This is a genomic window from Brachybacterium netajii (SeqCode) (assembly GCF_054114245.1).
Genome location: NZ_JBSYXB010000003.1, coordinates 116,315 through 140,090, shown reverse-complemented (window position 1 = coordinate 140,090; position 23,776 = coordinate 116,315). Strand labels below are relative to the sequence as shown.

The 23,776-nt window shown below is 72.3% G+C and carries 15 protein-coding genes; 9 read left to right on the top strand and 6 right to left on the bottom strand.

Going from position 1 to position 23,776, the window contains the following annotated elements; translation table 11 throughout:
- Positions 1-185: 185 nt before the first annotated feature.
- From ACXET9_RS07950 to ACXET9_RS07920, 7 genes are all read left to right on the top strand, one after another.
- Positions 186-3,362 carry a glycoside hydrolase family 3 N-terminal domain-containing protein gene (locus tag ACXET9_RS07950; RefSeq protein ID WP_457885979.1) on the top strand — a complete coding sequence of 1,059 codons (3,177 nt, stop codon included), beginning with the start codon at positions 186-188 and terminating at the stop codon, positions 3,360-3,362.
- Between the two features lie 28 nt (positions 3,363-3,390).
- Positions 3,391-5,436, top strand: a complete 2,046-nt coding sequence (gene yicI / locus ACXET9_RS07945; protein WP_457885977.1) for an alpha-xylosidase — start codon at positions 3,391-3,393, stop codon at positions 5,434-5,436.
- Between the two features lie 237 nt (positions 5,437-5,673).
- Positions 5,674-6,663 carry an acetylxylan esterase gene (locus ACXET9_RS07940; protein WP_457885976.1) on the top strand — a complete coding sequence of 330 codons (990 nt, stop codon included), beginning with the start codon at positions 5,674-5,676 and terminating at the stop codon, positions 6,661-6,663.
- A gap of 258 nt (positions 6,664-6,921) precedes the next feature.
- Positions 6,922-8,280 carry an ABC transporter substrate-binding protein gene (locus ACXET9_RS07935; protein ID WP_457885975.1) on the top strand — a complete coding sequence of 453 codons (1,359 nt, stop codon included), beginning with the start codon at positions 6,922-6,924 and terminating at the stop codon, positions 8,278-8,280.
- A gap of 39 nt (positions 8,281-8,319) precedes the next feature.
- Entirely contained in the window at positions 8,320-9,291 is a 972-nt protein-coding gene (locus ACXET9_RS07930; protein WP_457885973.1) for a carbohydrate ABC transporter permease, read from the top strand.
- A complete protein-coding gene (locus tag ACXET9_RS07925) occupies positions 9,288-10,109 on the top strand; it encodes a carbohydrate ABC transporter permease (protein ID WP_457885972.1) in 822 nt (273 codons plus the stop codon). The genes ACXET9_RS07930 and ACXET9_RS07925 overlap by 4 nt, the downstream gene beginning before the upstream one ends.
- Before the next feature lie 10 nt (positions 10,110-10,119).
- Positions 10,120-12,069 carry a hypothetical protein gene (locus ACXET9_RS07920; protein ID WP_457885971.1) on the top strand — a complete coding sequence of 650 codons (1,950 nt, stop codon included), beginning with the start codon at positions 10,120-10,122 and terminating at the stop codon, positions 12,067-12,069.
- A gap of 81 nt (positions 12,070-12,150) precedes the next feature.
- On the opposite strand, the gene ACXET9_RS07915 is transcribed toward ACXET9_RS07920, so the two are convergent.
- On the bottom strand, positions 12,151-13,227 hold the full coding sequence (locus tag ACXET9_RS07915; RefSeq protein ID WP_457885970.1) for a LacI family DNA-binding transcriptional regulator: 1,077 nt from the start codon (positions 13,225-13,227) through the stop codon (positions 12,151-12,153).
- Between the two features lie 359 nt (positions 13,228-13,586).
- On the opposite strand from ACXET9_RS07915, the gene ACXET9_RS07910 reads away from it, so the two are divergent.
- Together ACXET9_RS07910 and ACXET9_RS07905 are read left to right on the top strand one after the other, a co-directional pair.
- Complete coding sequence (locus tag ACXET9_RS07910; protein ID WP_457885969.1) at positions 13,587-14,609, top strand: acetylxylan esterase; 1,023 nt, start codon at positions 13,587-13,589, stop codon at positions 14,607-14,609.
- 88 nt (positions 14,610-14,697) lie between these two features.
- Positions 14,698-16,758: an alpha-glucuronidase gene (locus ACXET9_RS07905; RefSeq protein WP_457885968.1), complete on the top strand. Its 2,061-nt coding sequence runs from the start codon at positions 14,698-14,700 to the stop codon at positions 16,756-16,758.
- Between the two features lie 124 nt (positions 16,759-16,882).
- On the opposite strand, the gene ACXET9_RS07900 is transcribed toward ACXET9_RS07905, so the two are convergent.
- The 5 genes from ACXET9_RS07900 to ACXET9_RS07880 all read right to left on the bottom strand — a co-directional run bounded on the left by ACXET9_RS07900 (position 16,883) and on the right by ACXET9_RS07880 (position 23,665).
- The gene (locus tag ACXET9_RS07900; protein ID WP_457885967.1) at positions 16,883-18,619 is read right to left on the bottom strand and encodes a glycoside hydrolase family 30 beta sandwich domain-containing protein; all 1,737 of its coding nucleotides are present in this window, start codon (positions 18,617-18,619) and stop codon (positions 16,883-16,885) included.
- A gap of 39 nt (positions 18,620-18,658) precedes the next feature.
- Positions 18,659-19,492, bottom strand: coding sequence for a carbohydrate ABC transporter permease (locus ACXET9_RS07895; RefSeq protein WP_457886278.1), 834 nt, complete (start codon positions 19,490-19,492; stop codon positions 18,659-18,661).
- Positions 19,493-19,623: 131 nt separating this feature from the next.
- Positions 19,624-20,673 (bottom strand): ABC transporter permease, encoded by a 1,050-nt coding sequence (locus ACXET9_RS07890; RefSeq protein ID WP_457885966.1) that lies wholly within the window; start codon positions 20,671-20,673, stop codon positions 19,624-19,626.
- A 31-nt stretch (positions 20,674-20,704) separates the two neighbouring features.
- A complete protein-coding gene (locus tag ACXET9_RS07885) occupies positions 20,705-22,384 on the bottom strand; it encodes an ABC transporter substrate-binding protein (RefSeq protein WP_457885965.1) in 1,680 nt (559 codons plus the stop codon).
- A 513-nt stretch (positions 22,385-22,897) separates the two neighbouring features.
- The gene (locus ACXET9_RS07880; protein WP_457885964.1) at positions 22,898-23,665 is read right to left on the bottom strand and encodes a DUF624 domain-containing protein; all 768 of its coding nucleotides are present in this window, start codon (positions 23,663-23,665) and stop codon (positions 22,898-22,900) included.
- Positions 23,666-23,776: the final 111 nt, after the last annotated feature.

Sequence of the window (23,776 nt, the reverse complement as noted above, 5' to 3'; positions counted from 1 at the left end):
ACATCGGAGGAGTGGGGCTGGCGACTAGCGATCATCGAAGCGATTCGATACGCTACGACGACGCCGCCCGTCCGCCCCGCGGATTCGACCGGCATCTCGCACGAGGCCCTCTCGACAGGGCCGTCCCGCCTCGTGCCGCGCCTCCGGGCCCGGTGCGCCGCCGCCCCGCGACGAATGGATCCCCGATGACGTCTGACGTCCTGCCCGCCCCCGCCGCCGCTCCGATCAGCCCGGCCGATGCCCGCCGCCTCGCCTGGGCGCGCCGCATCGTCCAGGAGATGACGGTGACCGAGCGGATCGCCCAGCTGCATCAGAACGCCGCCGGCGTCGAGCGGCTCGGCATCGCCTCCTTCGTGACCGGCACCGAGGGCGTGCACGGCGTGGCCTGGAAGGGCGAGGCGACGCAGTTCCCGCAGCCTCCGGGCATGGCCGCGACCTGGGATCCCGAGCTGCTCGGGCAGGCCGCCGCGGTCGTCGCCCAGGAGGTCCGCGAGATGCATGCGGAGGATCCCGAGAGCGTCAGCCTGACCGTGTGGGCGCCCGTCGTGAACACGCTGCGCCACCCGCTGTGGGGCCGCACCGAGGAGGCCTACACCGAGGATCCGCTGCTGAACGCCGAGCTCGGCGCCGGCTACGCGGACGGTCTGCGCGGCGACGGCGAGAGCTGGGCGACCGTGCCCACCCTCAAGCACTTCCTGGCGTACTCCAACGAGACCGATCGCGCCTCGACCAGCTCGGATATGGCTCCCCGCGTGCTCCACGAGTACGAGCTGCCCGGCTACGTCGAGCCCGTGGCCCGCGGCCTCGCCGGCTCCGTGATGCTCGCCTACAACCTGGTCAACGGCCGTCCCGCGCACCTCACCGAGCTGCTGGACACGCAGCTGCGCGCGCATCTGGCCGACCCGGATCTGCTGTTCGTCGTCTCCGACGCGGGCGCGCCCTCCAACCTGTTCCGCTCGCAGAAGGTCGTCGGCGACGCCACCGAGGCGTACGCGGCGCTGCTGCAGGCCGGCGTGGACTCCTTCACCGACCACGACCGCGACTCCTCGGAGACCGTCGGCGCCGTGACCGACGCCCTCGAGAAGGGGCTGATCGGCATCGAGCTCGTCGATCGCGCGGTCGTCCGCCAGCTCGTGGCCCGCGCGCGCACCGGCGAGTTCGACGCCCTGATCGCCGCCGACGCCGCGGCCGACGCCTCCGCAGCCGATGCGTCCGACGCGGCCGACGCGTCCGCCCCGTCCTACCGCCTCGATGCCCCCGCGTCCCGCGCCGACCGTCGGGCGCTGGCCCGCGAGGTCGCGACCCGCTCCGCCGTGCTGCTCTCGCGCCGCGACGAGCGCGCCCTGCCGCTGCCGACGGGCCCGATCGCCCTGATCGGCGTGCAGGCGCACGACGTGCTGCGCGACTGGTACAGCGGCGACTTCTGCGAGACGACCTCGATCCTCGAGGGCCTGACCGCCCTGCGCGGCCAGGACGTGCGCTTCACCAGCGGCAACGACATCGTCGAGCTGTCCGTGCGCCGCAACGGCGTGGTCCCCGGGGTCGCGGGCGAGGAGACCCTCGGGTCGCTCTCCGGCGGCGCGCCGACGGTCGAGTCCCCCGAGCCGGTCCGCTTCGCAGCCGACGCCTCGCTGCGCTGCGACCGTCCGATCGCGAACGTCCCCGCCGTCGGCGAGGAGCCCGTGCGGATCGAGGTCGTCGACCGCGGCGAGGGCGTCGTCGAGCTCCGCGAGATCTCGACGGGCAAGCTCGTGACGGTCGACGACCGCGGTCAGCTGGTCGCGACGGCCACCCGCGTCGGCGGCTGGGTCGCCCAGGAGACCTTCCGCCGCGAGATCGTCGCCGAGGGCGTCTGGCGCCTGCAGCATGCGGGCTCGGGCCGCTACGTCGGCCTCGAGCACTACAACGGCGCGCTCATCCTGCGCAGCGCGCTCGTCGCCTCCGCGGCCGAGTTCGCCGTCGAGGTCGTGCGCGACGGCGCCGCCGCGGTCGACGAGATCGTCGCCGGCGCCTCCGCCGCCGTGCTCGTGGTCGGCAATGACCCCCACATCCACGGCCGCGAGACCGAGGACCGCCCGCACGCGCGCCTCGCGGACGCCGACCGCGCCGCCGCCGAGCACCTCGCCTCGCTCCCCGCCGACGTGGCGACCGTCCTGGTCATCACCTCCTCGTACCCGTACGACCTGGAGGGCCTCGAGGAGCGCATCGGCGCCGTCGTGTGGTCCTCGCATGCGGGCGAGGCCGAGGGCGAGGCCCTCGCGGACCTGCTCACCGGCGCCCGCGACTTCTCGGGCCGCCTCGCGCAGACCTGGCCGACCTCGGCCCCGCTGCCCTCGCTGCTGGACTACGACGTGATCCGCACCGGCTCCACCTACCTGTACGGCCAGGACGCCCGCTTCGGCTTCGGCCACGGCCTCGCCTACGACCGTCCCGACTGGATGGGCGCGAGCATCGCCCTGTCCGCCGGGTCGGCCGACGAGCCCGCGCTGACCGCCCGCGTCACCCTCTCCGCGCCCGCCGAGCGGCTCGTCGAGGGTCCTCTGCGCGAGGTCGTCCAGGTCTACGCCGACGTCCCCGCCTCGTCGTTCTCCCGCCGCGCGTACACGGTCCCGGCGACCCGCCTGATCGGCTTCCGCGCGATCGAGGTGCCCGCGGATCCCGCGGACACGGCCGAGGTGACGATCGAGGTGCCGCTGGCGCGGCTCGCGCTCTTCGCCCCCGACCTGGACGCCTGGGAGCTGCCCGACGGCCCGGTCACGATCCGTCTGGCCCGTTCGAGCGGCGACACCGTCTCATCCCAGGAGCTGACGCTCCCGGCGTCGGCCCCGCGCGGCGCCGCCCCGGCGACCGCCGCCGGCACCGCCTCCGACCGCGAGCGGGCCGCGCTGGCCGCCATCGCGCCGGCCGGCTCCGCAGCGTCCGGCTCCGCAGCGTCCGGCGCCGCGACGTCCGGCTCCGGTGCGGCGGAGGCGTCGTCGGGCGCCGTGCTCGTGCCCGCCGCGCGCGCCGAGGAGATCGTGGGCCTCGCCCGCGCCGCCGCCTCGCTGCTCGACGGCACCGAGCTGCGCGCGTTCGCGCCGTCCGTCGGCGGCACCGCCGATCTCGTGCTCCCGGCCGGCGCCGTCGTCGTCGGCCTCGAGACCGCGTCCGGCGATGCCGACGGCGCGACGCTCGTGGACGCGACCGGCCCGTCGGCCCCGGCCGGCTCGTCGGCCGCCGCCGTCCCCTCCGACCTGCACGCGGCGCCCGCGCTCGCGCTGCCGCACACCGTCCTCGCGGACGAGGGCCGGGCCACCGGTCGCGTCCGCATCCGCCTGACGGGCCGGACCGCGCTGCGCGGCCTGCTCGTCGAGCTCCCCTGACACCCCCCAAGCGACCCAGGAGGTCACTGTGAAGTTCACCAACGGCTACTGGCTGATCCGCGACGGGGTCACGATGCTCCGTCCGGCCGGCGTCCACGACTACCAGGAGCGCGACGGCGAGCTCGTCGTCCACGCCCCGGTCAAGCGCATCGAGTCCCGCGGCGACACCCTGAACACGCCGGTCATCTCCGTCGCGTTCAGCGCGCCCCGCGAGGACGTCATCGCCGTCAGGATCGAGCACTGGGCCGGCACCGTGGAGCCGACCCCCCGCTTCGACCTGACCGCCGACGAGGCCGCCGCGCCCGTCATCGAAAAGGCCGAGGACGGCTCGACGATCTCCTTCGTCTCCGGCCGCCTCACCGCCCGCATCGCCCTCGAGGGCCCCTGGCACGTCGACTACCTGTGGGACGGGACGCTGCTGACGAGCTCCAGCGCCCGCTCCATCGGCTACGCGCAGGTCGAGGGCGAGGGCCCCTACGTCCACGAGCAGCTCGAGCTCGGCGTCGGCGAGCAGATCTACGGCCTCGGCGAGCGCTTCGGCGCCTTCGTCAAGAACGGCCAGAGCGTCGACATCTGGAACGCCGACGGCGGCACCAACTCCGAGCAGGCCTACAAGAACGTCCCGTTCTACCTGTCCTCGAAGGGCTACGGCGTGCTCGTGGACGATGCCGGACCGGTCTCCTTCGAGGTCGGCTCCGAGAACGTCTCGGCGACGCAGTTCTCCGTGCCCGGCGAGCGCCTGCGCTACGAGGTGTACGGCGGCGGCACGCCCCTCGAGGTCCTCGACCGCTACACCGCCCGCTCGGGCCGTCCGCCGGCGCTGCCGGAGTGGTCCTACGGCCTGTGGCTGTCGACCTCCTTCACGACCGAGTACGACGAGGACACGGTGCTGTCCTTCGTCGACGGCATGTCCGAGCGGGGCATCCCGCTGAGCGTCTTCCACTTCGACTGCTTCTGGATGCGCGGCTTCCACTGGTCGGACTTCACCTGGGATCCGAGCACCTTCCCGGACCCCCGCGGCCTCCTCGCCAAGCTCCACGAGCGCGGCCTGAAGGTGTGCGTGTGGATCAACCCGTACATCGCCGAGCGCTCGGTGCTGTTCGCCGAGGGCGCCGAGAAGGGCTACCTGCTGAAGAAGACCGACGGCTCGATCTGGCAGACCGACCTGTGGCAGGCCGGCATGGCCCTGGTCGACTTCACGAACCCCGAGGCCTGCGCCTGGTTCCAGGAGAAGCTGGGCGTCCTGCTGGACGACGGCGTCGACGCCTTCAAGACCGACTTCGGCGAGCGCATCCCCACCGAGGGCGTCGTCTGGCACGACGGCTCGGATCCGCTGCGGGAGCACAACTTCTACACCCAGCAGTACAACCAGGTCGTCTTCGAGCTGCTCGAGGAGCGCCGCGGCGAGGGCGAGGCCGTCCTCTTCGCCCGCTCGGCGACGGCCGGCGGCCAGCGCTTCCCGATCCACTGGGGCGGCGACTGCGAGTCCACCTACGTCGCGATGGCGCAGTCCCTGCGCGGCGGCCTGTCGCTGGTCTCCTCCGGCTTCGGCTACTGGAGCCATGACATCGGCGGCTTCGAGGGCACGCCGGATCCGACGCTGTTCAAGCGCTGGGTCGCCTTCGGCCTGCTCAGCTCGCACTCGCGCCTGCACGGCTCGAACTCCTACCGGGTGCCGTGGCTGTTCGACGACGAGGCCGTCGACGTGATGCGCGAGTTCACCGAGCTCAAGCAGAAGCTCATGCCGTACCTGCTGGAGGCCTCCGCGGAGACCACCCGCACCGGTGCGCCCGTCATGCGCCCGATGGTCATGCAGTTCCCGGAGGATCCGGCGGCCCGCACCCTCGACACCCAGTACATGCTGGGCGCCGACGTCGTCGTCGCCCCGGTCTTCCGGGCCGACGGCTCGGTGGACGTCTACCTGCCCGCCGGGCAGTGGGTGCACCTGCTGGACGGCGAGACCGTCGACGCCGGCGAGTCCGGCCGCTACGTCGCCCGCTCCTACGACGTGCACTCGCTGGGCCTCTACGCCCGTGCGGGCTCCGAGGTCCTCGCCGCCGTCCGCGGCGCCTGATCCCGGCGGGTCGCCGCGCGCGGGGGATCCGGGTCCGACGGGCCCGGGTCGCCCTGCGCGGCGGCCGTCCATCGGCAGGGCCGGTCCGTCCTCGACGGGCCGGCCCCGCTATCGTCCTGCGGGGAATGCGCTCACCGCTGCGCCTCTCCCGCCGATCCGCTCCTGCCTCTCCGATCCGCTCCCGCCTCTCCGATCCGGCCCTTCCACCCACCGCTGCTTCCGCAGAAAGGCCCGCCCATGGCCCTGTTCGACCTGCCCCTCGCCGAGCTCCGCACCTACCTCCCCGAGCTCGACGAGCCCACCGATCTCGACGCCTTCTGGTCCGGGACGCTCGAGCGCGCCCGCACCTTCGAGACCGTCCTGGACATGACCCCCGTCGAGACCGGCCTGCGCACGGTCGACACCTGGGACGTCACCTTCTCCGGGCACGACGGCGCCCCCATCCGCGCCTGGTACCTGCGCCCCGCGGGCGTCACGGGCGAGCTGCCGACGGTCGTGGAGTACATCGGCTACGGCGGCGGCCGCAGCCTCCCCCTCGAGCACCTGGTGTGGCCCGTCGCGGGCTATGCCCACCTCGTCATGGACACCCGCGGCCAGGGCTCCGGCTGGGGCTCCGGCGGCGACACCCCCGACCCCGTCGGCTCCGGCCCCGCGGCCCCGGGCTCCATGACCCGCGGCATCGAGTCCCCCGAGACCTCGTACCTGACGCGCCTGATGATCGATTCGGCCCGCGCCGTCGACGCCGCCCGCGCCCTGCCGGGCTTCGACGGCCGCGTCGCCGTCACGGGCAACAGCCAGGGCGGCGGCCTGACGATCGCCGCCGCGGGCCTCGTCCCCGACGTCGACGCCGCCATGGCGAACGTGCCCTTCCTGTGCCAGATCCGGCGGTCGATCGACATCACCGACTGCGATCCCTACCAGGAGATCGTCCGCTACCTCGCGGTCAACCGCGGGCGCGAGGCGGAGGTCGAGAACACGCTGCGCTATCTCGACGCGGTCCACCACGCCCGCCGCGCGACCGCCCCGGCCCTGTTCTCGGCCGCGCTGCGCGACATGACCTGCCCGCCCTCGACCGTCTTCGCGGCCTTCAACCACTGGGCGGGCGCCACCGACGCCGCCCCGGAGAAGCAGATCGAGGTCTACCCCTACAACAATCACGAGGGCGGCGCCGCCCTGCAGCACCAGATCCAGGTGGGCTGGCTCGCCGAGCAGCTGCCGCTGGACTGAGCGGTCCGGCAGTGCCGGTCCGGCAGCGCCGGTCCGCCGACATCGGTCCGGCAGCGCCGCTCCGGCATCGTCCGGCCGACGCGCGGGGGCGGCATCCTCTTCGGGGATGCCGCCCCCGACTGGTCGGAGGTCTTGTCGCGGAAAGCGGTTGACAAACGACCCTCTTTGTCAGGACCATGTATCTCACTTGTCCTGCTCCCTCCGCTGAGCGGAGGAGCCGAGGCCGCGCAACGATGCGCGTGCACCCAGGAGGATCCGATGTCCGCGCAGAACCGCCGCAGTCCCCTGTCCGCCCTCGGGAACGGCCTGGGCTCCGGCCCGGCGTCCGGCCCGGGCCCCCGTTCCCTGAGCCGCCGCACGCTGCTGGCCGCGAGCGCGGCGGCCGCGGCCGTCCCCGCCCTCGCCGCCTGCGGATCGGGCGGCTCCGGCTCGTCGGGCTCCTCCGACGCACCGCTCCAGTTCATCCTCTCGGGCGACGCCAACCAGGGCGGCGGCTACGCCGCGATGGCGAAGAAGTACCAGGAGGAGACCGGGATCGAGGTCGAGATCGTCGACGTGCCCTATGACGATCTGGGCACCAAGGTCTCCAACGCCTCGAAGGCGAACGACCTGCCGGCGCTCGCCCGGATGCCCTCCGTGGACCCGGTGTGGCTGGACCGCACCGCCGACCTCGCCGACATCGCCGCCGAGGTCAAGCCCATCGAGGGCATGTACGCCGCGGACGCCGACGGGAAGGTGCCGGCGCTGCCAAGCGACCTCACCGCCGTCGGCATGTTCCTCAACAAGGACCTGTGGGAGCAGGCCGGCGTCTCCTACCCCACGAGCTTCGACGATCAGGTCTGGACATGGGATGAGTTCCTCGAGAAGGCCGCGGAGGTCCGCGACGCCACCGGCGTGAAGTTCTCGCTGACGATGGACCGCAGCTCCCACCGCCTGAACTCCTTCCTCTTCCAGAACGGCTCCGAGGGCCTGTCCCTGTCCGAGGACCTCTCCGGCTACGAGGCGAACTCCTCCACCGCGCCGGCGATCGAGCGCTTCGTCGCGATGAACGACGACGCGACGATGCCCCGCTCGGTGTGGCTCTCCGAGGAGGACCCCAACGCGATGTTCAAGACCGGTCAGGTCACCGCCTACTACTCGGGCTCCTGGCAGATCGCGGACTTCGTCGCCAACATCGCCGACTTCGAGTGGATCTCCGTGCCGATGCCCGCGCAGGACGTGCAGGCGACGAACTTCGGCTCGGCCGCCTATGTCGTCGTCTTCGAGGGCACGGGCCAGGAGGAGCAGGCGCTCGAGTTCGTGAAGTGGCTGTACACGCCCGAGAACTATGCCGAGCTGTCGCGGATCTCCGGCTTCCTGCCCGCCACCCAGGACGTCGAGATCGCCTACGACGACCGCCAGGAGGACTTCGACCTCTACAACGCCGCGATCGCGGGCTCGCCCGCCTTCATCGGCGAGATCAAGGCCCGCGAGCTGCAGCTGCAGGTCGCGGGGACCGCGGCGCCGATCGACGGCGACCCGCTGCGCGACGGCACCGTCCAGGCGATCGCCGGGGACCTCACGCCCGACGAGGTCGTCACCCAGGCGCTCGAGACGCTCAACGAGAGCCTCTCCTGACCCATGGCCGCCGCAGCACCCGCCTCACCGGCATCGCCGGTGTCACCCGCATCGACGACACCGACGTCGGCCCCCGTCGCGGCGGACGCGAGCGCCCCGGCGCCGCGCCCGGGCGACGGGGCCCGTCGGCCCCATGCCCGGCGCGAGCGCCGGCGCCGGAACCTCGTGGCGCTGGTGTTCCTGCTCCCCGCGATCGTCCTGTTCCTGGTGTTCTTCGTCGGCCCCGCGGGCCTCGGACTGCTGTACTCCTTCACGGACTATCGCGGCTACGGGACGCCGGAGGTCGTGGGCGTCGAGAACTACACGAAGCTGTTCGCCGACGGCGACTTCTACGCGAGCCTGCTGCGCACCGTCGTCTACACGATCATCTGCGTGCCCTTCGGCTACTGCGTGACGCTGCTGATCAGCGCGCTGCTGGTCTCGCGGGAGACGAAGGGGACGGCGCTCGCGCAGGTCATCTTCTTCTTCCCCTGGCTCGTGTCCCCGATCGTCACCGGCGTCGTGTTCCGCTGGCTGTTCGGCGAGAACTTCGGGCTCGTGAACTACCTGATCTCGAGCGCCGGGCTGAACCCGGTGGCCTGGGCGACCGATCCGAACCTCGCGCTCGTCGTCGTGATCCTCGCGGGCTCCTGGGGCGGCACCGCCTTCTCGATGCTGCTGTTCATGGCCGCGATCCGGAACATCCCGACCTCCTATCTCGAGGCCGCGTCCCTCGACGGCGCCGGACCGATCACCCGCTTCCTGCGGGTCACCTGGCCGCTGCTGCGTCCGACGTCGTTCATGGTGATCCTGCTCGGCACGATCGGCGCGATGAAGGAGTTCGCGATGATCCAGGCGCTCAACGGCGGCGGCCCCGGCACCTCGAACGTCCTGATCGTGCAGTACATCTACAAGACCGGCTTCGAGCAGTCCAAGATCGGCTACGCGAGCGCCGCGTCGATGGTGCTCATGGTGATCCTGCTGGTGATCGCCCTGGTCCAGACGCGCTTCGACAGGAGTGACCTCGATTGACCAAGTCCCTGCGCTGGATCGCGCCGACGACGATCACCTGGATCCTCGCGGCCGCCTTCCTGATCCCCATCGCCTGGTTCCTGCTGAGCTCCTTCAAGCCCGGCAGCGAGCTGTTCACCTGGCCCCTGCGGCTGCTCCCGGAGAACTGGACCCTCGACGGCTACACCACCGCCTGGTCCCGCTTCGACTTCCGCCAGTACTTCCTCAACACCGCGATCGTCGCGGTCGTGACGACGGTGCTGACCGTCCTGGTCAGCGCCTGCACGGGCTTCGCCCTGGCGAAGTACCGGGCCCGCTGGGTTCAGGTGTTCTTCCTGTGCATCCTCGCCACGACGATGCTGCCGACCGAGGTCATCATGCCCTCGACCTTCAGCGTCATCCTCGGCCTCGGGCTGTACAACTCGCTGGCCGGCATCATCATCCCGTCGATCCTCACGGCGACCGGCATCTTCATGTTCCGCCAGTTCTTCCGGACGGTGCCCGACGAGCTCCTCGAGGCCGCCCGCATCGACGGCGCCGGCGAGTTCCGGATCTTCTTCCGGCTCATGCTCCCGATCGCCAAGCCGATCCTCGTCGTCCTCGCGATCTTCTCCTTCCAGTGGCGCTGGAACGACTACATCTGGCCCCTGCTCGTCCTGAACGACCAGAAGAAGTACACCCTGCAGATCGCGCTGCGCTCGATCGTCGGCGCCGAGAACATCGACTGGTCGGTGCTGCTGGGCGCCTCCGTGATCTCCCTGCTCCCGATGGTCGCGCTGTTCATCGTGTTCCGCCGCCAGATCATGAGCTCCGACATCAACTCCGGCCTGAAGGACTGAAAGGGACCCGATGCCCTCCCCCGCCGATCCCTCCGGTCCCGTCGATCCCGCAGCGTGGGTCGATCCCGCGGCGCCCGTCGGCCCCGCAGACCGGGCCTCGCTCGCGCGCGAGCTGCCGGACCGCGCCCGACGCGCCGTCGACCACGGCGGGCACCGCGAGCTCGGCCGCGTCGTCCGCGACGCCGTCCTGCTGCTGCTCGTCGAGGCCGACGACGGCGCGCAGGCCGCGGCGCTCGCGGCGCTGGAGCGGCTGGCCGCCCTGCAGGGCCCCTCGGGGACCTTCCGCGGCGGCGACAACGTCGACTCCCCGCCCGACACCGCCTTCACGATCAACGACCTGGCCTGGGCCCGCGTCGCGCTCGGACGCCCGGCCACGGGCGGCACCGCGCCCGTCGGCCCGGCGCTCGTCGGCCCGGCGCTCGTCGGCCCGCTGGACGCGATCCTCCGGGCGGTGACGCCGGCGCTCGTCACCGGCGGCGTGCACACCCCGAACCATCGCTGGGAGATCGCCTCGGCGCTCACCCGGCTGTGGGAGGCGCAGGGCGTCCAGGGCCTCGCGGCGGACGATCCGGTCCGTCGGGCCGTCCGCGAGCGTGCCCTGCAGTGGCTCGCCGAGGGCGTCGACCTGCAGGCCGACGGCATGTTCTCCGAGCGCAGCGCGAACTATGCGGCGCACGTGTCGGTCCCGGCGCTGCTCGCGCTCGGACGCATCCTCGAGCGCCCCGATCTGATCGACGACGCCGACCGCGCCACCCGCGTCCAGGCGCAGCTGACCGGCGCCGACGGGCTCGTCGAGACCCTCGCCTCGCGACGCCAGGACCAGTTCGCGCTCTTCGACGGCGGCGCCCTGCACCCGCTCTTCCGCGCCCACGCCGCCCGCACCGGCGACCCGCTGACCGCGCGCGCCGCCCGACGCACCGCGGATCGCGCCGATGCCGACGCCCGCCTCACGTTCGCCGCGATGGCACTCGAGGACCCGTCGGCGCTCGGCCCGCTCCCCTCCCCCGCCGCCGATCCCACGCCCGGCTCCCCCGAGGTCGTCGAGCTCGCGGACTCCGGGCTCGTGCGCATCGACCACGGCGCCTCGTCGGCCGTCCTCCACGGCGGCGGGGACGTCGACACGCTCGACCGCGTCGTCTCCGGCGCGGCCACCCGGCCCACCCTCGCGCGGCTGCGCGGGAGGACCCTCGGCCTCCAGGACCTGCGGCTCTCCCGGGACTTCTTCAATCTCGGCCCCCTGCGCCCCGGCGCACCCCGGCTGCTCGCCGCCGCCGATCCGGCGAGCACGGATCCGGCGAGCGCGGATCCGGCGAGCGCGGATCCGGCGAGCACGGGGCGTCTCGTCGTCGCGTTCGAGGAGGAGGTCGGTGCCGGCTACTACCAGCCCCTCGCCCCGGCCGACCATGATCCGGAGGGCCGCTACGCCCTCGAGTTCAACGGCCGCTTCGCCGCGGCCATGGCCTTCTCCCGTCGCGACGCCGCCGAGGTCTCCCTGCGCACGAGGGTGCGCGTCGAGGTCGGTCCCGGCGAGCTCGCGCTGCGCGTCGACATCGAGGGGCCGACGACGCCGCTCTGCCTGCTCCTCGCGCTCGACGGCGGAAGCTTCGGGAGCGGGAATGCCGACGGCGGGCGCGCCGACACCGTCCTGCAGTCCGACGACCGCGGCCGGCGCATCCTCGCTCTCACGCCCGACGAGGCCCCCGAGGAGACCTCGTCCGCCGATATCGCCGGGCGCACCGGCCTCGTCGGGCGCGCGAGCTGCGTCTATGCGAACGACGAGGAGGCTCTCGAGATCACCGCCGCGGGCGCTCCCGGCTCCCGCGCCTTCTACCACCCCGGGGAGGCCTACACCTTCCTCGGGGCGACCGACGAGCCCGGCGGGGACGTGCTGCTGATCCCCGTCTCGAGCGCGGAGCCGCTGGCTCTCCGCCTGCGCCTGTCCGCGCTGAGCCCGCACTGAGCCCGCGCTGAGCCCGAGATGCGCGCTCAGCCCTCGGCGGCCGGCGCTCGCGCTCACGCCTCGCCGGGCCGGCGCTCGCACTCAGCCCTCGGCGGCCGCGGGATCCGTGCAGCCCGGGGCGGGGGCGGTGGACTCGCGCTCGATGAGCTGGGTCTCGAGCTTGAAGGGATGGGCGAAGCGGCCCGGATCGGAGGAGAGCGCGAGCAGGCGCTCCACGGCGACCTGGCCCATCGAGTAGAGGGGCTGGCGGACGGCGCTGAGCTGCGGATACGTCCAGCGGGCGACCATGGTGTCGTCGAAGCTGATGACGCTGAGGTCCTGGGGGACGTCGATGTCGAGGGTGCGGGCGGCGCGGAGGGCGCCGACGCCGAGGGTGTCCGCGACGGCGAAGATGGCGGTGGGCCGATCCTCGAGCCGCAGGAGCCGCTCGGCGGCCTCCTGGCCGGACTCGTAGTCGAAGCCGCCGTGGAGGACGAGCTCGTCGTCGACCGGGATGCCGGCCTGGGCGAGGGCGGAGATGTAGCCCTGGAGGCGCTGGCGGGCGGGCACGGACTCCTCGGGGCCGGCGAGGACGCCGATGCGGCGATGGCCGAGCTCGAGGAGCCGCTCGACGGCGGTCCAGCCGCCCTCCCAGTTGGTCGCGGAGATCGCGACGACGCCCTTGGTGTCGGGGCCGACGGCGACGGGGTCGATCGCGATCAGCGGGAGCGAGAGGTCGCGGCTCCAGCGGGCGTGCTGGGAGCCGACGGGGCTGGTCACGACGATGACGCCCTCGACGCCGCGGGAGGCGACCTCCGCCATCCAGGCACGGGTGATGCCGCCGTCGGACGCCCCGTCGGCGTCATCGCGGTCGGCGCTGACGACCATCAGGTCGATGCCGGCACGGCGGGCCGCGGACTCGGCGCCCTCGAGCACCTGCAGGGCGTAGGCGCTGGTGAGGGTGTCGAAGCGGAGGATCGCGACGGGGCGGCGCTCGGGCTCGCGGCGCTTGGGCTGGTAGCCGAGCTCCTCGGCGATGCGGGAGACCGAGCGACGGGTCTCCTCGCGCACGTCGGCCCGCGCGTTCATCACCTTGGACGCGGTGGCGAGGGAGACGCCGGCCCTGTCGGCGACGTCCTTGAGCGTGACGCGATCCCGTCGCTGTGCGTCCTCGGTCATGTGCTCACCCTTCTCGGGGCCGCGGGGTGCCGCGTCCCATGGCTCTATCCGTCGGCGGTTCTCTCCGCCGCCGGCTCACGTCGCCGTCGGTTCTCTCCACCGCGCTCGGCACGGCATGATGCGCGGTCCTCATCGCGCAGATCTTTCGAAGCAGGGTACCCCGCGTCGTCCGCCTTGACCGCACTGCATGTCCCACTCTAGCCTGAACTCCGACGGAAGTTTCTGTCGACTTTCAAACGTTGTCGCGGGGTGGCGGTGCCGCGCCCGGCGCTCCTCCGGTCTCGGCCCTGCCCGGCGTCCCTCCGGGACCGCCGCCGACGGGCCCGCACGAGGCCGGACCGACCCCGTGGAGGCGGGCCGTGGCCCTGTTCGACATGCCCCTCGCGCAGCTGCGCGACCACCGCCCGGCGCTCGATGAGCCGGACGATCTCGACGCCTTCTGGGACGAGACCCTCGCCGACGCCCGTCGGCATCCCGTGCTGATCTCGGCGGAGCCCGTCGCCGACGGCATGACCCTCATCGACACCTGGGATGTCACCTTCGCGGGCCACGGCGGCGACCCGATCCGCGCCTGGTACCACCGGCCCGCGGGCGCCGCCGGTCCGCTGCCCGTCGTCGTCGAGTACATCGGCTACGGCGGCGGGCGCGGCGAGCCCCACGAGCGGATCCTCTGGCCCGCCGCCGGCTACGCGCACCTGCTGATGGACTCCCGCGGCCAGGGCGCTATGCACGCGCCCGGCGACACCCCCGATCCGCACGGATCGGGGCCGTCGGCGCCCGGCGTCATGACCCGCGGGATCGAGTCCCCGCGCACCGCGTACCTCACGCGCCTGCTGACCGATGCGGCCCGCGCGATCGACGCCGCCCGCGCGCTGCCGGGGGCCGACGGGCGGGTCGTCGCCGCCGGCAACAGCCAGGGCGGCGGTCTCGCGATCGCCGCGGCCTCCCTCGTGCCCGACGTCGACGCGCTCCTGACGACGGTCCCCTTCCTCGCGCACATCCGACGGGCGATCGACCTCGTGGACACCGAGCCCTACCAGGAGATCGTCCGCTTCCTCGCCGTGCACCGCGGCCGCGAGGAGGAGGTGCTGCGCACCCTCTCCTACGTCGACGTCATGCACCTGGGCCGGCGCGCGACCGCCCCCGCGCACTTCGCCGTCGGCCTGCGCGACACCACCTGCCCGCCCTCGACGGTGTTCGCGGCCTACAACCGCTACGGCGAGCTCGCCCGCGAGAGCGCCGATGCGCACCTCGCCGACCGTTCGCACGACCGGGAGATCGAGGTCTACCCCTTCAACGGCCATGAGGGCGGCGGAGCGCGCCACCAGCGCCGGCAGCTCGCCTGGCTCGCCGAGCGCGTCCCGCTAGCGCCCGCCCCCTGACCTCTCGCCACCGCCCCCGCCCCAGCCCCTGCCCCTCGCCCCTCCCGCACCGCCTGCACCGCCCGCACCACCGCCCTCAGGAGCCCCGATGTCTTCCGCCCCCTCGTCCAGCGCGTCCGACGCCCCTCTCCCCGTCGGCGATCCCGCCGTCAGCGATCCCGCTGTCGGCGATCTCGCCTGGCTCGGCGAGCACGCCGCCGCCCGTCTCCCCCGCAGCATCGAGATCGCGGCGACCGTCGCGACGGTCGCGACCGTCCGCGCCGAGATCGCACGCCTGCGCGCGCTGAGCGACGGCCCGTCGGACGCCCCGGTCGCCGACTCGCTGCGCCTGGACGATCTGTCCTCCGCCCGGGCCGCGGGGCTCGATCCCGCGCTGCTCGGCCGTCTGTGCGGCGCGGGCCCGGAGGCCTTCGCGGTCCGCCGCTCCGGCGGCGCGCTCGAGGTCGTCGGCGGCGGCGCCCCGGGCCTCCTGCACGGCTTCTACGCCGTGCTGCTGCGCAGCCCCGACGCGACGGGCGAGCAGGTCGCCGACGGCTGGGTCATGGACGCGCCCGCGCAGGCGATCCGCATGCTCGACCACTGGGACAACATGACGGTCCATCCCGTGATGGGACAGGTCGAGCGCGGATACGCGGGCGGCTCCCTGTTCTACGAGGACGGCGAGCTGCGGGAGGACCTGACGCGCGTGGAGCACTACGCGCGGCTGCTGGCGTCCGTCGGCATCAACCGCGTCGCGATCAACAACGTCAACGTGCACGCGCGGGAGGCGACGCTGCTGACGGAGCGGCTCGGCTCCGTCGCACGGCTCGCCGAGGTGTTCCGCGCGCAGGGGATCCGCGTGTGCCTGGCGGTGTCCTTCGCCTCGCCGATGGTGCTGGGCGGGCTCGACACCTCCGACCCCCTGGATCCGACAGTGCGCGCCTGGTGGCGCACGACCGTCGACGCCGTCTACACGGCGATCCCCGACTTCGGCGGGCTCCTGGTGAAGGCCGACTCCGAGGGCCAGCCCGGCCCCTTCGCCTACGGCCGCACGCACGCCGACGGGGCGAACATGCTCGCGGACGCCGTCGGCCCCCACGGCGGCCTGGTCTTCTGGCGGGCGTTCGTCTACGACCACCGGCAGGACTGGCGCGACCGCACCACCGACCGCGCCCGCGCCGCGCACGACCACTTCGCCCCGCTCGACGGCACCTTCGACGACGCCGTCGTGCTGCAGGTCAAGCACGGTCCGATGGACTTCCAGGTCCGCGAGCCGCTCTCGCCCGTGCTCGCCGCGATGCCGACGACGCGCCTCGCCGCCGAGTTCCAGGTGACGCAGGAGTACACCGGCCAGCAGAAGCACATCTGCTACCTCGCCCCCTCCTGGAGCCACGACCTGTCCTTCCGCCTCGGCCGCGCCGGCGAGACCGTCGCGGAGCTCGTCAGCGGCATGGTCGCCGTCTCGAACGTCGGCGCCGACGAGCACTGGACGGGCCATCCCCTCGCCCAGGCGAACCTGCACGCCTTCGGACGCCTGGCCTGGGACCCGTCGGCAGCGCCGAGCACGCTGCTCGCCGAGTGGATCACCGCGACCTTCGGCACGGATCCGCAGGTCAGCGAGGTGCTGCACGCGATGATGGACGGCTCGTGGGCGCTCTACGAGAGCTACACGGCACCGCTGGGCGTCGGCTTCATGGTCCGTCCCGGCCACCACTACGGGCCCGACGTCGACGGCTACGAGTACACCCCCTGGGGCACCTACCACTTCGCCGACCGCGACGGCATCGGCGTGGACCGCACGGTCGCGACCGGCACCGGCTTCGCCGGCCTGTTCGCCGAGCCCTGGGCCTCGCTCTACGAGGACCCGGAGACCTGCCCCGACGAGCTCCTGCTGTTCTTCCACCACGTGCCGTACACGCATCGCCTCCGCAGCGGGAAGACCGTCGTCCAGCACATCTACGACTCCCGGGCCGACGGCTACGAGCAGGTGCTGGGCCTGCGCCCGCAGTGGGAGACGCTGCGCGGGAAGGTGCCCGCCGCCGTCCACGCCCGCGTCGACGCGCTGCTCCAGGAGCAGGAGCGCTCCGCCGAGGAATGGCGCGACCAGCTGCGCAGCTACTTCTTCCGCGCCTCCGGAATCCCCGACGAGACCGGGCGCCGGATCCACTGACGCCCCTGAGGACGGAGCAGAGCGGGGGCGAGACGGGACGGGGCGGGCCGGGCTGATGCCCGGCCCGCCCCGCTCGCCGTCGGACGATCTCGCGGCTCCTCGGGGATGAGGCGCCGCAGCCCCGTCAGCGCACGACGTAGGTCGTGATGCTCTGCGCCGGCAGCGTCACCTCGAGCTTCCCGCCGCGCACCGTCGCATCCGGGAGCCGCACCGAGCGCTCGTCGGCCGAGGTCCGCCAGGACTCCGCCCCGCGCACCTTCGTGCCGCGGACCCGGTACGGCCGGGCGACCTCGGCATCCGACGCGTTGATCGCGACGATCACGACGGCGCCGTCAGCGGCGAGATAGGCGGACTCGCGCACGCCCTCGGGCGCCTCGGACTCGAGCGCGAGACGCTGGGAGCCGGCCCGCAGGACGCGGGAGTAGTGGCCCATGACGTGGCCGCGGCGGCTGATCGTACCGTCCTCGGAGATCGGGCCGTAGTTGCGGCGGATGTACCACCACACGTAGGCCTGGAAGCCGCCGATCACGAGGGCGTCATGGATGCTCTCGCCCACCTGCAGCGCCTCGGGCCAGCGCTCGTTCGAGTCGGGCTCGCTGTTGGGGGTGTAGACCTCCGTCATCCACAGCTCGCGGTCGCCGCGGTGCTGCTCGAACAGCGGGTACGGGAGCTCCTCGGCCGGGGTCCCGTAGAGGTGGGCGCCCAGCACGTCGACCTGCGCCCACGCCTCCGGATCCTCGATGATCGGATCCGAGGTGCTCTTCACGTACTGGAAGGACTCCGGGGCGATGATGCGGCACGGGATCGAGGCGGCGTGATCGCGCAGGAAGTCGATCATCTCCGCGGGCGTCCACCAGGTCCAGTCCTCCGCGTAGTCGGGCTCGTTCTGGATCGAGATCGCCTCGAGGGGCGCGCCGCCGGCCTCCATGTGCGCGACGAAGTCCGCGAGGTGGCGGGCGTAGTCGGCGTAGGAGGAGCGGGCCAGGCGGGAGGCGTCCTCCTGGATCTGGATGCCGCGGATGCGGATCTCGTCCACCGCGATCTCGCCGTCGCCGAGGGCGATCAGCTCGAGGCTGTTGTCCCCCGCCTCGAAGGGGACGTCGGCCTCGACCTCCGCCCAGGAGGTCCCCTCGGGGAGGACCAGCTCCGCGACGGCCTCCGCATCGTTCGCGAGGATGCGCAGCGCGGCCCCGGACTGCGCGGCGAGGACGCGGATCGTGAGCCGCTTCGCCCCCGTCGTGCCCATCCCGAGCACGTCCCAGCGGACCGAGGAGCCGGCCCCCTCGAGCACGGCGGCATCCTGCCCGTCCCGCTGCTCGACGTGCGCGGCCGTGAGGACGGTGCCGGTCTCCGCGGGGTGCGGGGTCCCGGAGCCGACGGGCTCCTCGCGGCGGAAGGTCTCGCGCATCTCCTCCGGCGGGTACCAGGGGGAGGCGAAGACGATCGCGCCCAGCTCGCGGGCCCGTCGGGCGGTCGCGAGGTCCGCATCCCAGTCGGCGCGGTCCGGCGGGACGGGGACGCGCAGCACGGACATGCCCAGCTGGTCCTCCCCCGTCCCGAAGGCGGTCTCGCGCTGGGCGGCGGTGAGGTCGCCGATCCACTGCGCATAGGTGATCCCGCCGATGCCCCGCAGGGCCTGGCGGGTCGCCGTCACGTCGACCTCGATGCGGGAGTGCGCGGTGGACCTCCCCGAGCTCGGGTCCGCATGGGCGGCGCCGACGGCGAGGGCGGGAGCCGCGCCGATCCCGGCGAGGACCGCCCGTCGGCCGACGCCGCGCAGGCGAGAGGACTGCTCGGGAGAGGACTGCTCGTGGGGCGAGGGGTTCTGGGGTGAGGGGTTCTGGGGCGAGGGGGACGTCATCGTCCGTCCTTTCCGGAGAGGGGGTGGGGTGTCGGTGCGTCAGCCCTTGACCGACCCGAGCATGACGCCCGAGACGAAGTAGCGCTGCACGAAGGGGTAGACGCAGAGGATCGGGATCAGGATGAGGATCATCGTCACGGACTGGATGTTCGCGCTGATGGAGGTCACGCTCGCGCCCGATGCGGCCGCGCCCTCGGAGGTCGCGGTCGAGGCTCCGGCGATGAGGTTGCGCAGGAAGAGCGTGACCGGGAACAGGTCGTTCCGATCCAGATAGAGGAAGGCGGCGAACCAGTCGTTCCAGTACTGCACCGAGTAGAACAGCACCATCGTCGCGAGGACCGCCTTCGACAGCGGCAGCACGACCCGGAACAGGATCCCGAACCAGCTCAGGCCGTCGATCTGCGCGGCCTCCTCGAGCTCCGTCGGGAGGTTCTCGAAGAACGCCTTCATCACCAGCAGGTTGAACACCGACAGCGCGGGCGGCAGGATCACCGACCACATCGTGTTCTTCATGCCGAGCGTCGAGATGAGCACGTAGTTCGGGACGATGCCGCCGTTGAAGAACATCGTGAACACGGCGATGCCGATCAGCAGCCCGCGTCCGCGCAGATGCCGCTTCGAGAGGACGAACGCGTAGATCGTCGTGAGCACCATCGCGATGGACGTGCCGATGACGGTGTACAGGACGGTGTTGCCGTAGCTGCGCCAGAAGGCGCCGTTCTGCGAGACCGCCTTGTAGGTCTCGATGTTGAAGTCCACCGGCAGCAGGTTCACCTTGCCGGCGTTGATGGCGCCCGCCGAGCTGAACGACTGCGCGATCAGCGTGATGAACGGGTAGAGCATGAGAGCGCACAGCAGGAGCAGGCACGTCATGTTGATGACCGTGAACACGCGATAGGAGCGCGAGTCGCGGATGCGGGAGGTCCGTCGCGGCGCCGGGGCGCGGCCGGGCGTCGTGCCCGCCCCCGCTCCCGGACCGTCGAGGTCGGGTTGCATGGCGTCGATCACCACAGGCTCGTCCCCACCAATCGTCTCGAGATGAAGTTCGCCGCCATCACCATCGCGAATCCGATGATCGCCTGGAACAGGCCGATGGCCGCGGCATAGCTGAGGTTGTTGGACATCAGGCCCACCCGGTACAGGTAGGTGGAGATGACGTCGCCGGTCGAATAGGTCATCGGGTTGTACATCAGCAGCACCTTCTCGAAGCCCACGTTGAGGAACGAGCCGATGTTGAGGATGAGCAGCGTGACCATCGTCGGGCGGATCCCGGGGATCGTGACGTGCCAGGTCTGCTGCCAGCGGTTCGCGCCGTCGATCCGGGCCGCCTCGTAGAGGGAGTCGTCGACCGCGGTGAGGGCGGCGAGATAGAGGATCGTGCCCCAGCCGACGGTCTGCCAGGCCTCCGAGGCCACATAGATGATGCGGAACCATTCGGGCCGCTGCAGGAACGGGATCGCATCCCCGCCGAAGACGGTGACGATCTGGTTGACCGTCCCCTGCAGGCTCAGCAGCTGGAACAGCATGCCGACGACGATCACGACCGACAGGAAGTGCGGCAGGTAGGAGATCGACTGCACGATCTTCTTGAAGTGCTTGCGCCGCACCTCGTTGAGCATGAGCGCCAGGATGATCGGCAGCGGGAAGCAGACCACGAGGGTCATGACCCCGATGATCGCCGTGTTCGCGAAGACGTTCCAGAACGCCGGGTCCTTCACGAACATCTCGATGTAGAAGAACCCGACCCATTCCTCGCCGAAGATGCTGCCGCCGGGGCGGAAGCGTCGGAACGCGATGACGTTCCCGAGCATCGGGATGTAGCGGAAGATCGCGAGGAACACCAGCGGCAGGACGGCGAGCGCGTACAGCGGCCAGTCCCGCTGCAGCGTCCGCTTCCAGCTGCCCGGTCGCCGCGTCGGCCGTCCGGCCCCGGAGCGGCGGGCTCCGGAGCGACCGGCCGACGTCGACTCGGCCCCGGTCCGGCCGGCCTCGGCCGGTCCCGCGGCCCGCCGTCGGCCCGTGCGGCCGGCGGGCGCATCGGTCGCCGTGGTCATGGCGTCACCTCCTCCCCTGGTCCGCGGCGGATCATCCGTTGGCCTCGAGGAACCGCGTGCGCGCGGTGGTCATGAGCTCCATGTAGCGCGAGAGGCCGGCGGCCTCGAGCTCGCCCTGGAAGGTCTCCCACTCGGACATGTCGCGCTCCCCCATCACGAACTGCAGGGTCGCGGTGTCGACCGCGTCCTTCAGCGGGGTGGACAGCAGCGAGGCCTGCTCGAGCTCGGACTCGTCCAGCGGCGCCGGCGGGAAGGGGTCGCGCGGGGTGCGCTGGGTGAGGACGTCGTCGATGTACTGGACGAACGCGTCGGTCGAGTAGGACTCCTTGAGGGCCCGGGACTCGGTGGACTCCGCGGGGAAGGTCGAGAAGCCGAGGTCCTGCTTGATGTCGGTCCCGGCGTCCTTGTCGATGTCGAAGTCGTTCAGCGAGTAGCCGTCGAGCAGCGAGATCGTGCCGTCGTCGGCGACCGTGTAGGTCACGTCCTTCTCGCCCCAGCGGAGCATCTCGCGGGCGTCGGGGCTGTAGTAGAGCCAGTCCACGAACTGCAGGGTGGCCAGGAAGTTCTCCGAGTCCAGGATCGAGGAGCTGAGCATGAAGCCGTGCCAGAAGTTGCGCGGCTCGACCAGGCTGCCGGCGGGGCCGGAGGGCGGCGGCACGAGGGAGACCTCGAAGGCGCCCTCGCCGACGGTCTCGTTCAGCGCCAGCGCGAACTCGATCGCGGTGCCCGAGGAGCCGGAGGCGGCGAAGCAGGTCTCGGCCGCGAACTTCTCGCTGACGCTCGCGGCGCCGGTGCCGTCGTTCGAGGCCGTGAGGGACTCGCGGTCCAGGAGCCCGTCGGCGACGAGCCCGCGGAAGTAGTCGACCAGCTGGCGGTACTCCTCGGTCGCGGCGGCGTAGGCCAGACCGTCGCCCTCGCCGTCGACGATGCCGCCGCCGAAGCCCCAGCCGGCGCGGGTGCCGAAGGCGTGGGAGGCGTAGTTGAGCAGCGACTGCGACTCGAAGCCGTCCGCGAGCGGCGTCGAGTCGGGGTACTTCTCCTTGATCGCGCCGAGCGCCGTCCTCAGGTCGTCCCAGCTGTCGGGCAGGCCGCCGGCGACGTCCTCGAAGACGTCCTTGCGCAGGACCAGCGTGAACACGGGGACGGAGACCTCCTGCAGGCCCGGCAGCATGTAGTACTTGCCGTCGGCCTGCTTGAGGCTCTCGATCATCTCGCCGAGGTCCCACTCCTCCACGTACTTCTGGAAGTTGGGCATGTGCTCGACGTAGTCGCTCAGCGGCACCACGGCGCCGGAGGACACGAAGGGTGACTCCTCGCCGGTGTAGACCAGCGGGATCAGGGCGGGAGCGTCGCCGGCGCTGATCAGCAGGTTCCGCTTCTCGGTCGCGTCGCTGAAGGGGACGTTGGTCAGGGCGAGCTCGACGCCCGTGCGCTCCTTGATGAGGTCGAAGATCCGCCAGCTGTCCTCGATCGGGACGTCGGGCCAGTCCGTCCACAGCATCGAGAGCGTGAACTCGTCGGTCGCGGTGAACTGCGTGTCGGCCGCGAAGTCCTCCATGGCGCCGACGTTCTGCGAGGAGACGTCGGCGGCCTCGGTGCCTCCGCCGTCGCCGCCGCAGGCGGACAGCGCGACGCTCGCGAAGGCGGCGGCCGAGAGGCCGACGAAGCCGCGGCGGCTCGGGGACAGGGTGAAGGGGGTGGATGTCGTCATCGTCATCTCCTGGGGGTGGGCGTCGCCGGCCTCCAGGAGCGGAGGACGGTGCGACGGGGACAGCGGGGGCGGGACTCCGGATGCTGCGGGTGCTGCGTGCGGTGCGGACGCTGCGCGTGGCGCGGACGCTGCGCGCGGTGCGAATGCTGCGGATGCTGCGAGTGCTGCTGGCGTCGCCGGCGCCGCGTCCTGCGCGGCGGGGGCGTGCCCTCGGGGTACGGGAGCCGGCGGGTGCACGGCTCCCGGGACGAGCGCGGCGGCGGGCGACGATGCCCTGCGCCAATCCTGGGTCGAAATCTTTCGATATGTTTAGGACTGGCCACAATGTAGCTTTGTATCGATCAACGGTCAAGTGCATCCGACGTGCGGTCCGAATCGGCGCCGGCCCGCCGTCGAAGGGCTTCCACCAGCACGAACGCCCCGCCCTCCCGGATCGGGAGGACGGGGCGTGCGCACGTCGCGCATTACATTCGCACAACGAGAACTTTCGAGAGCCCGACGGGCGGGCGCGGCTCAGCTGGCGGCGCCGTCGGCCGCCCTGCCCGAGCCGTCGGAGTCGCTGCTCCCGTCGGCACCCTCGGAGCCGTCAGCGCCGTCGGCGCCGTCGGCGCCCTCGATGAAGTCGCGCCGCAGGCGCGAGATGACGGGCTGCTCGGACCACCACAGGGCGAAGCTCAGGGGCGCGCCCAGCAGCGCGACCGCGTAGTCGCCGACGAACAGGCTGATGCCCCCCACCAGCACGCCGAAGGACAGCAGCGCGAGCGTGCGCAGGGGCATCGTCAGGAGCGTGAACAGGGACAGCCGGGCGAGGTCGCGCAGGCGGAACCCGAGGCGCGAGGCGATCGACAGGGCGCGCACGGCGACCAGCAGCAGGATCGCCGCGAGGACCACGAACAGCGGCGTCAGCGCCCCGGTGCCGACGGCGGAGCCGCCCACCACGTTCGTCGCCAGGATCGCCAGGAGCAGCAGGGCGGGGGCGCCGATGCCGAGGGCGTCGCGCAGGTTCACGCGGTAGCCGCGCAGGAAGACCTTCGCGGGGACCGGGTCCAGGTCCTCCGCGCGCCGGCTCCAGGCGAACAGCGCGGCGGCCAGCGCGGGCGGCACGAAGAGCGCGGAGACGGCGTAGAGCGGGATGTTGCTCGCGTCCTGCGCGAGCAGCATCCACGTGAGCGTCGTCGGGAGGGTCGTGACGATCAGCAGCGCACCGATCACCAGCAGCCAGAGCACCGCCTCGGTCAGGCGCGTCATCGTGCTGCGGTCGTCGCGGGTGGGACCGTTCATCGTCGGGAGCTCCTTGCAGGATGCGGCGGGTCGCCGGGGCGGGGACGCCGAGGGAGGCGGGATCGCCGGAGGCCGGGGGCCGCCGGTGACGGAGGACGCCGGGAACGGAGG

What these genes read in the sequence shown, in the direction of transcription:
- ACXET9_RS07950 (WP_457885979.1), top strand. Translation starts at nt 186, where the DNA reads ATGACGTCTGACGTCCTGCCCGCCCCCGCCGCCGCTCCGATCAGCCCG.
- ACXET9_RS07940 (WP_457885976.1), top strand. Translation starts at nt 5,674, where the DNA reads ATGGCCCTGTTCGACCTGCCCCTCGCCGAGCTCCGCACCTACCTCCCC.
- ACXET9_RS07935 (WP_457885975.1), top strand. Translation starts at nt 6,922, where the DNA reads ATGTCCGCGCAGAACCGCCGCAGTCCCCTGTCCGCCCTCGGGAACGGC.
- ACXET9_RS07920 (WP_457885971.1), top strand. Translation starts at nt 10,120, where the DNA reads ATGCCCTCCCCCGCCGATCCCTCCGGTCCCGTCGATCCCGCAGCGTGG.
- ACXET9_RS07915 (WP_457885970.1), bottom strand. Translation starts at nt 13,227, where the DNA reads ATGACCGAGGACGCACAGCGACGGGATCGCGTCACGCTCAAGGACGTC.
- ACXET9_RS07905 (WP_457885968.1), top strand. Translation starts at nt 14,698, where the DNA reads ATGTCTTCCGCCCCCTCGTCCAGCGCGTCCGACGCCCCTCTCCCCGTC.
- ACXET9_RS07900 (WP_457885967.1), bottom strand. Translation starts at nt 18,619, where the DNA reads ATGACGTCCCCCTCGCCCCAGAACCCCTCACCCCAGAACCCCTCGCCC.
- ACXET9_RS07895 (WP_457886278.1), bottom strand. Translation starts at nt 19,492, where the DNA reads ATGACGTGCCTGCTCCTGCTGTGCGCTCTCATGCTCTACCCGTTCATC.
- ACXET9_RS07890 (WP_457885966.1), bottom strand. Translation starts at nt 20,673, where the DNA reads ATGACCACGGCGACCGATGCGCCCGCCGGCCGCACGGGCCGACGGCGG.
- ACXET9_RS07885 (WP_457885965.1), bottom strand. Translation starts at nt 22,384, where the DNA reads ATGACGACATCCACCCCCTTCACCCTGTCCCCGAGCCGCCGCGGCTTC.
- ACXET9_RS07880 (WP_457885964.1), bottom strand. Translation starts at nt 23,665, where the DNA reads ATGAACGGTCCCACCCGCGACGACCGCAGCACGATGACGCGCCTGACC.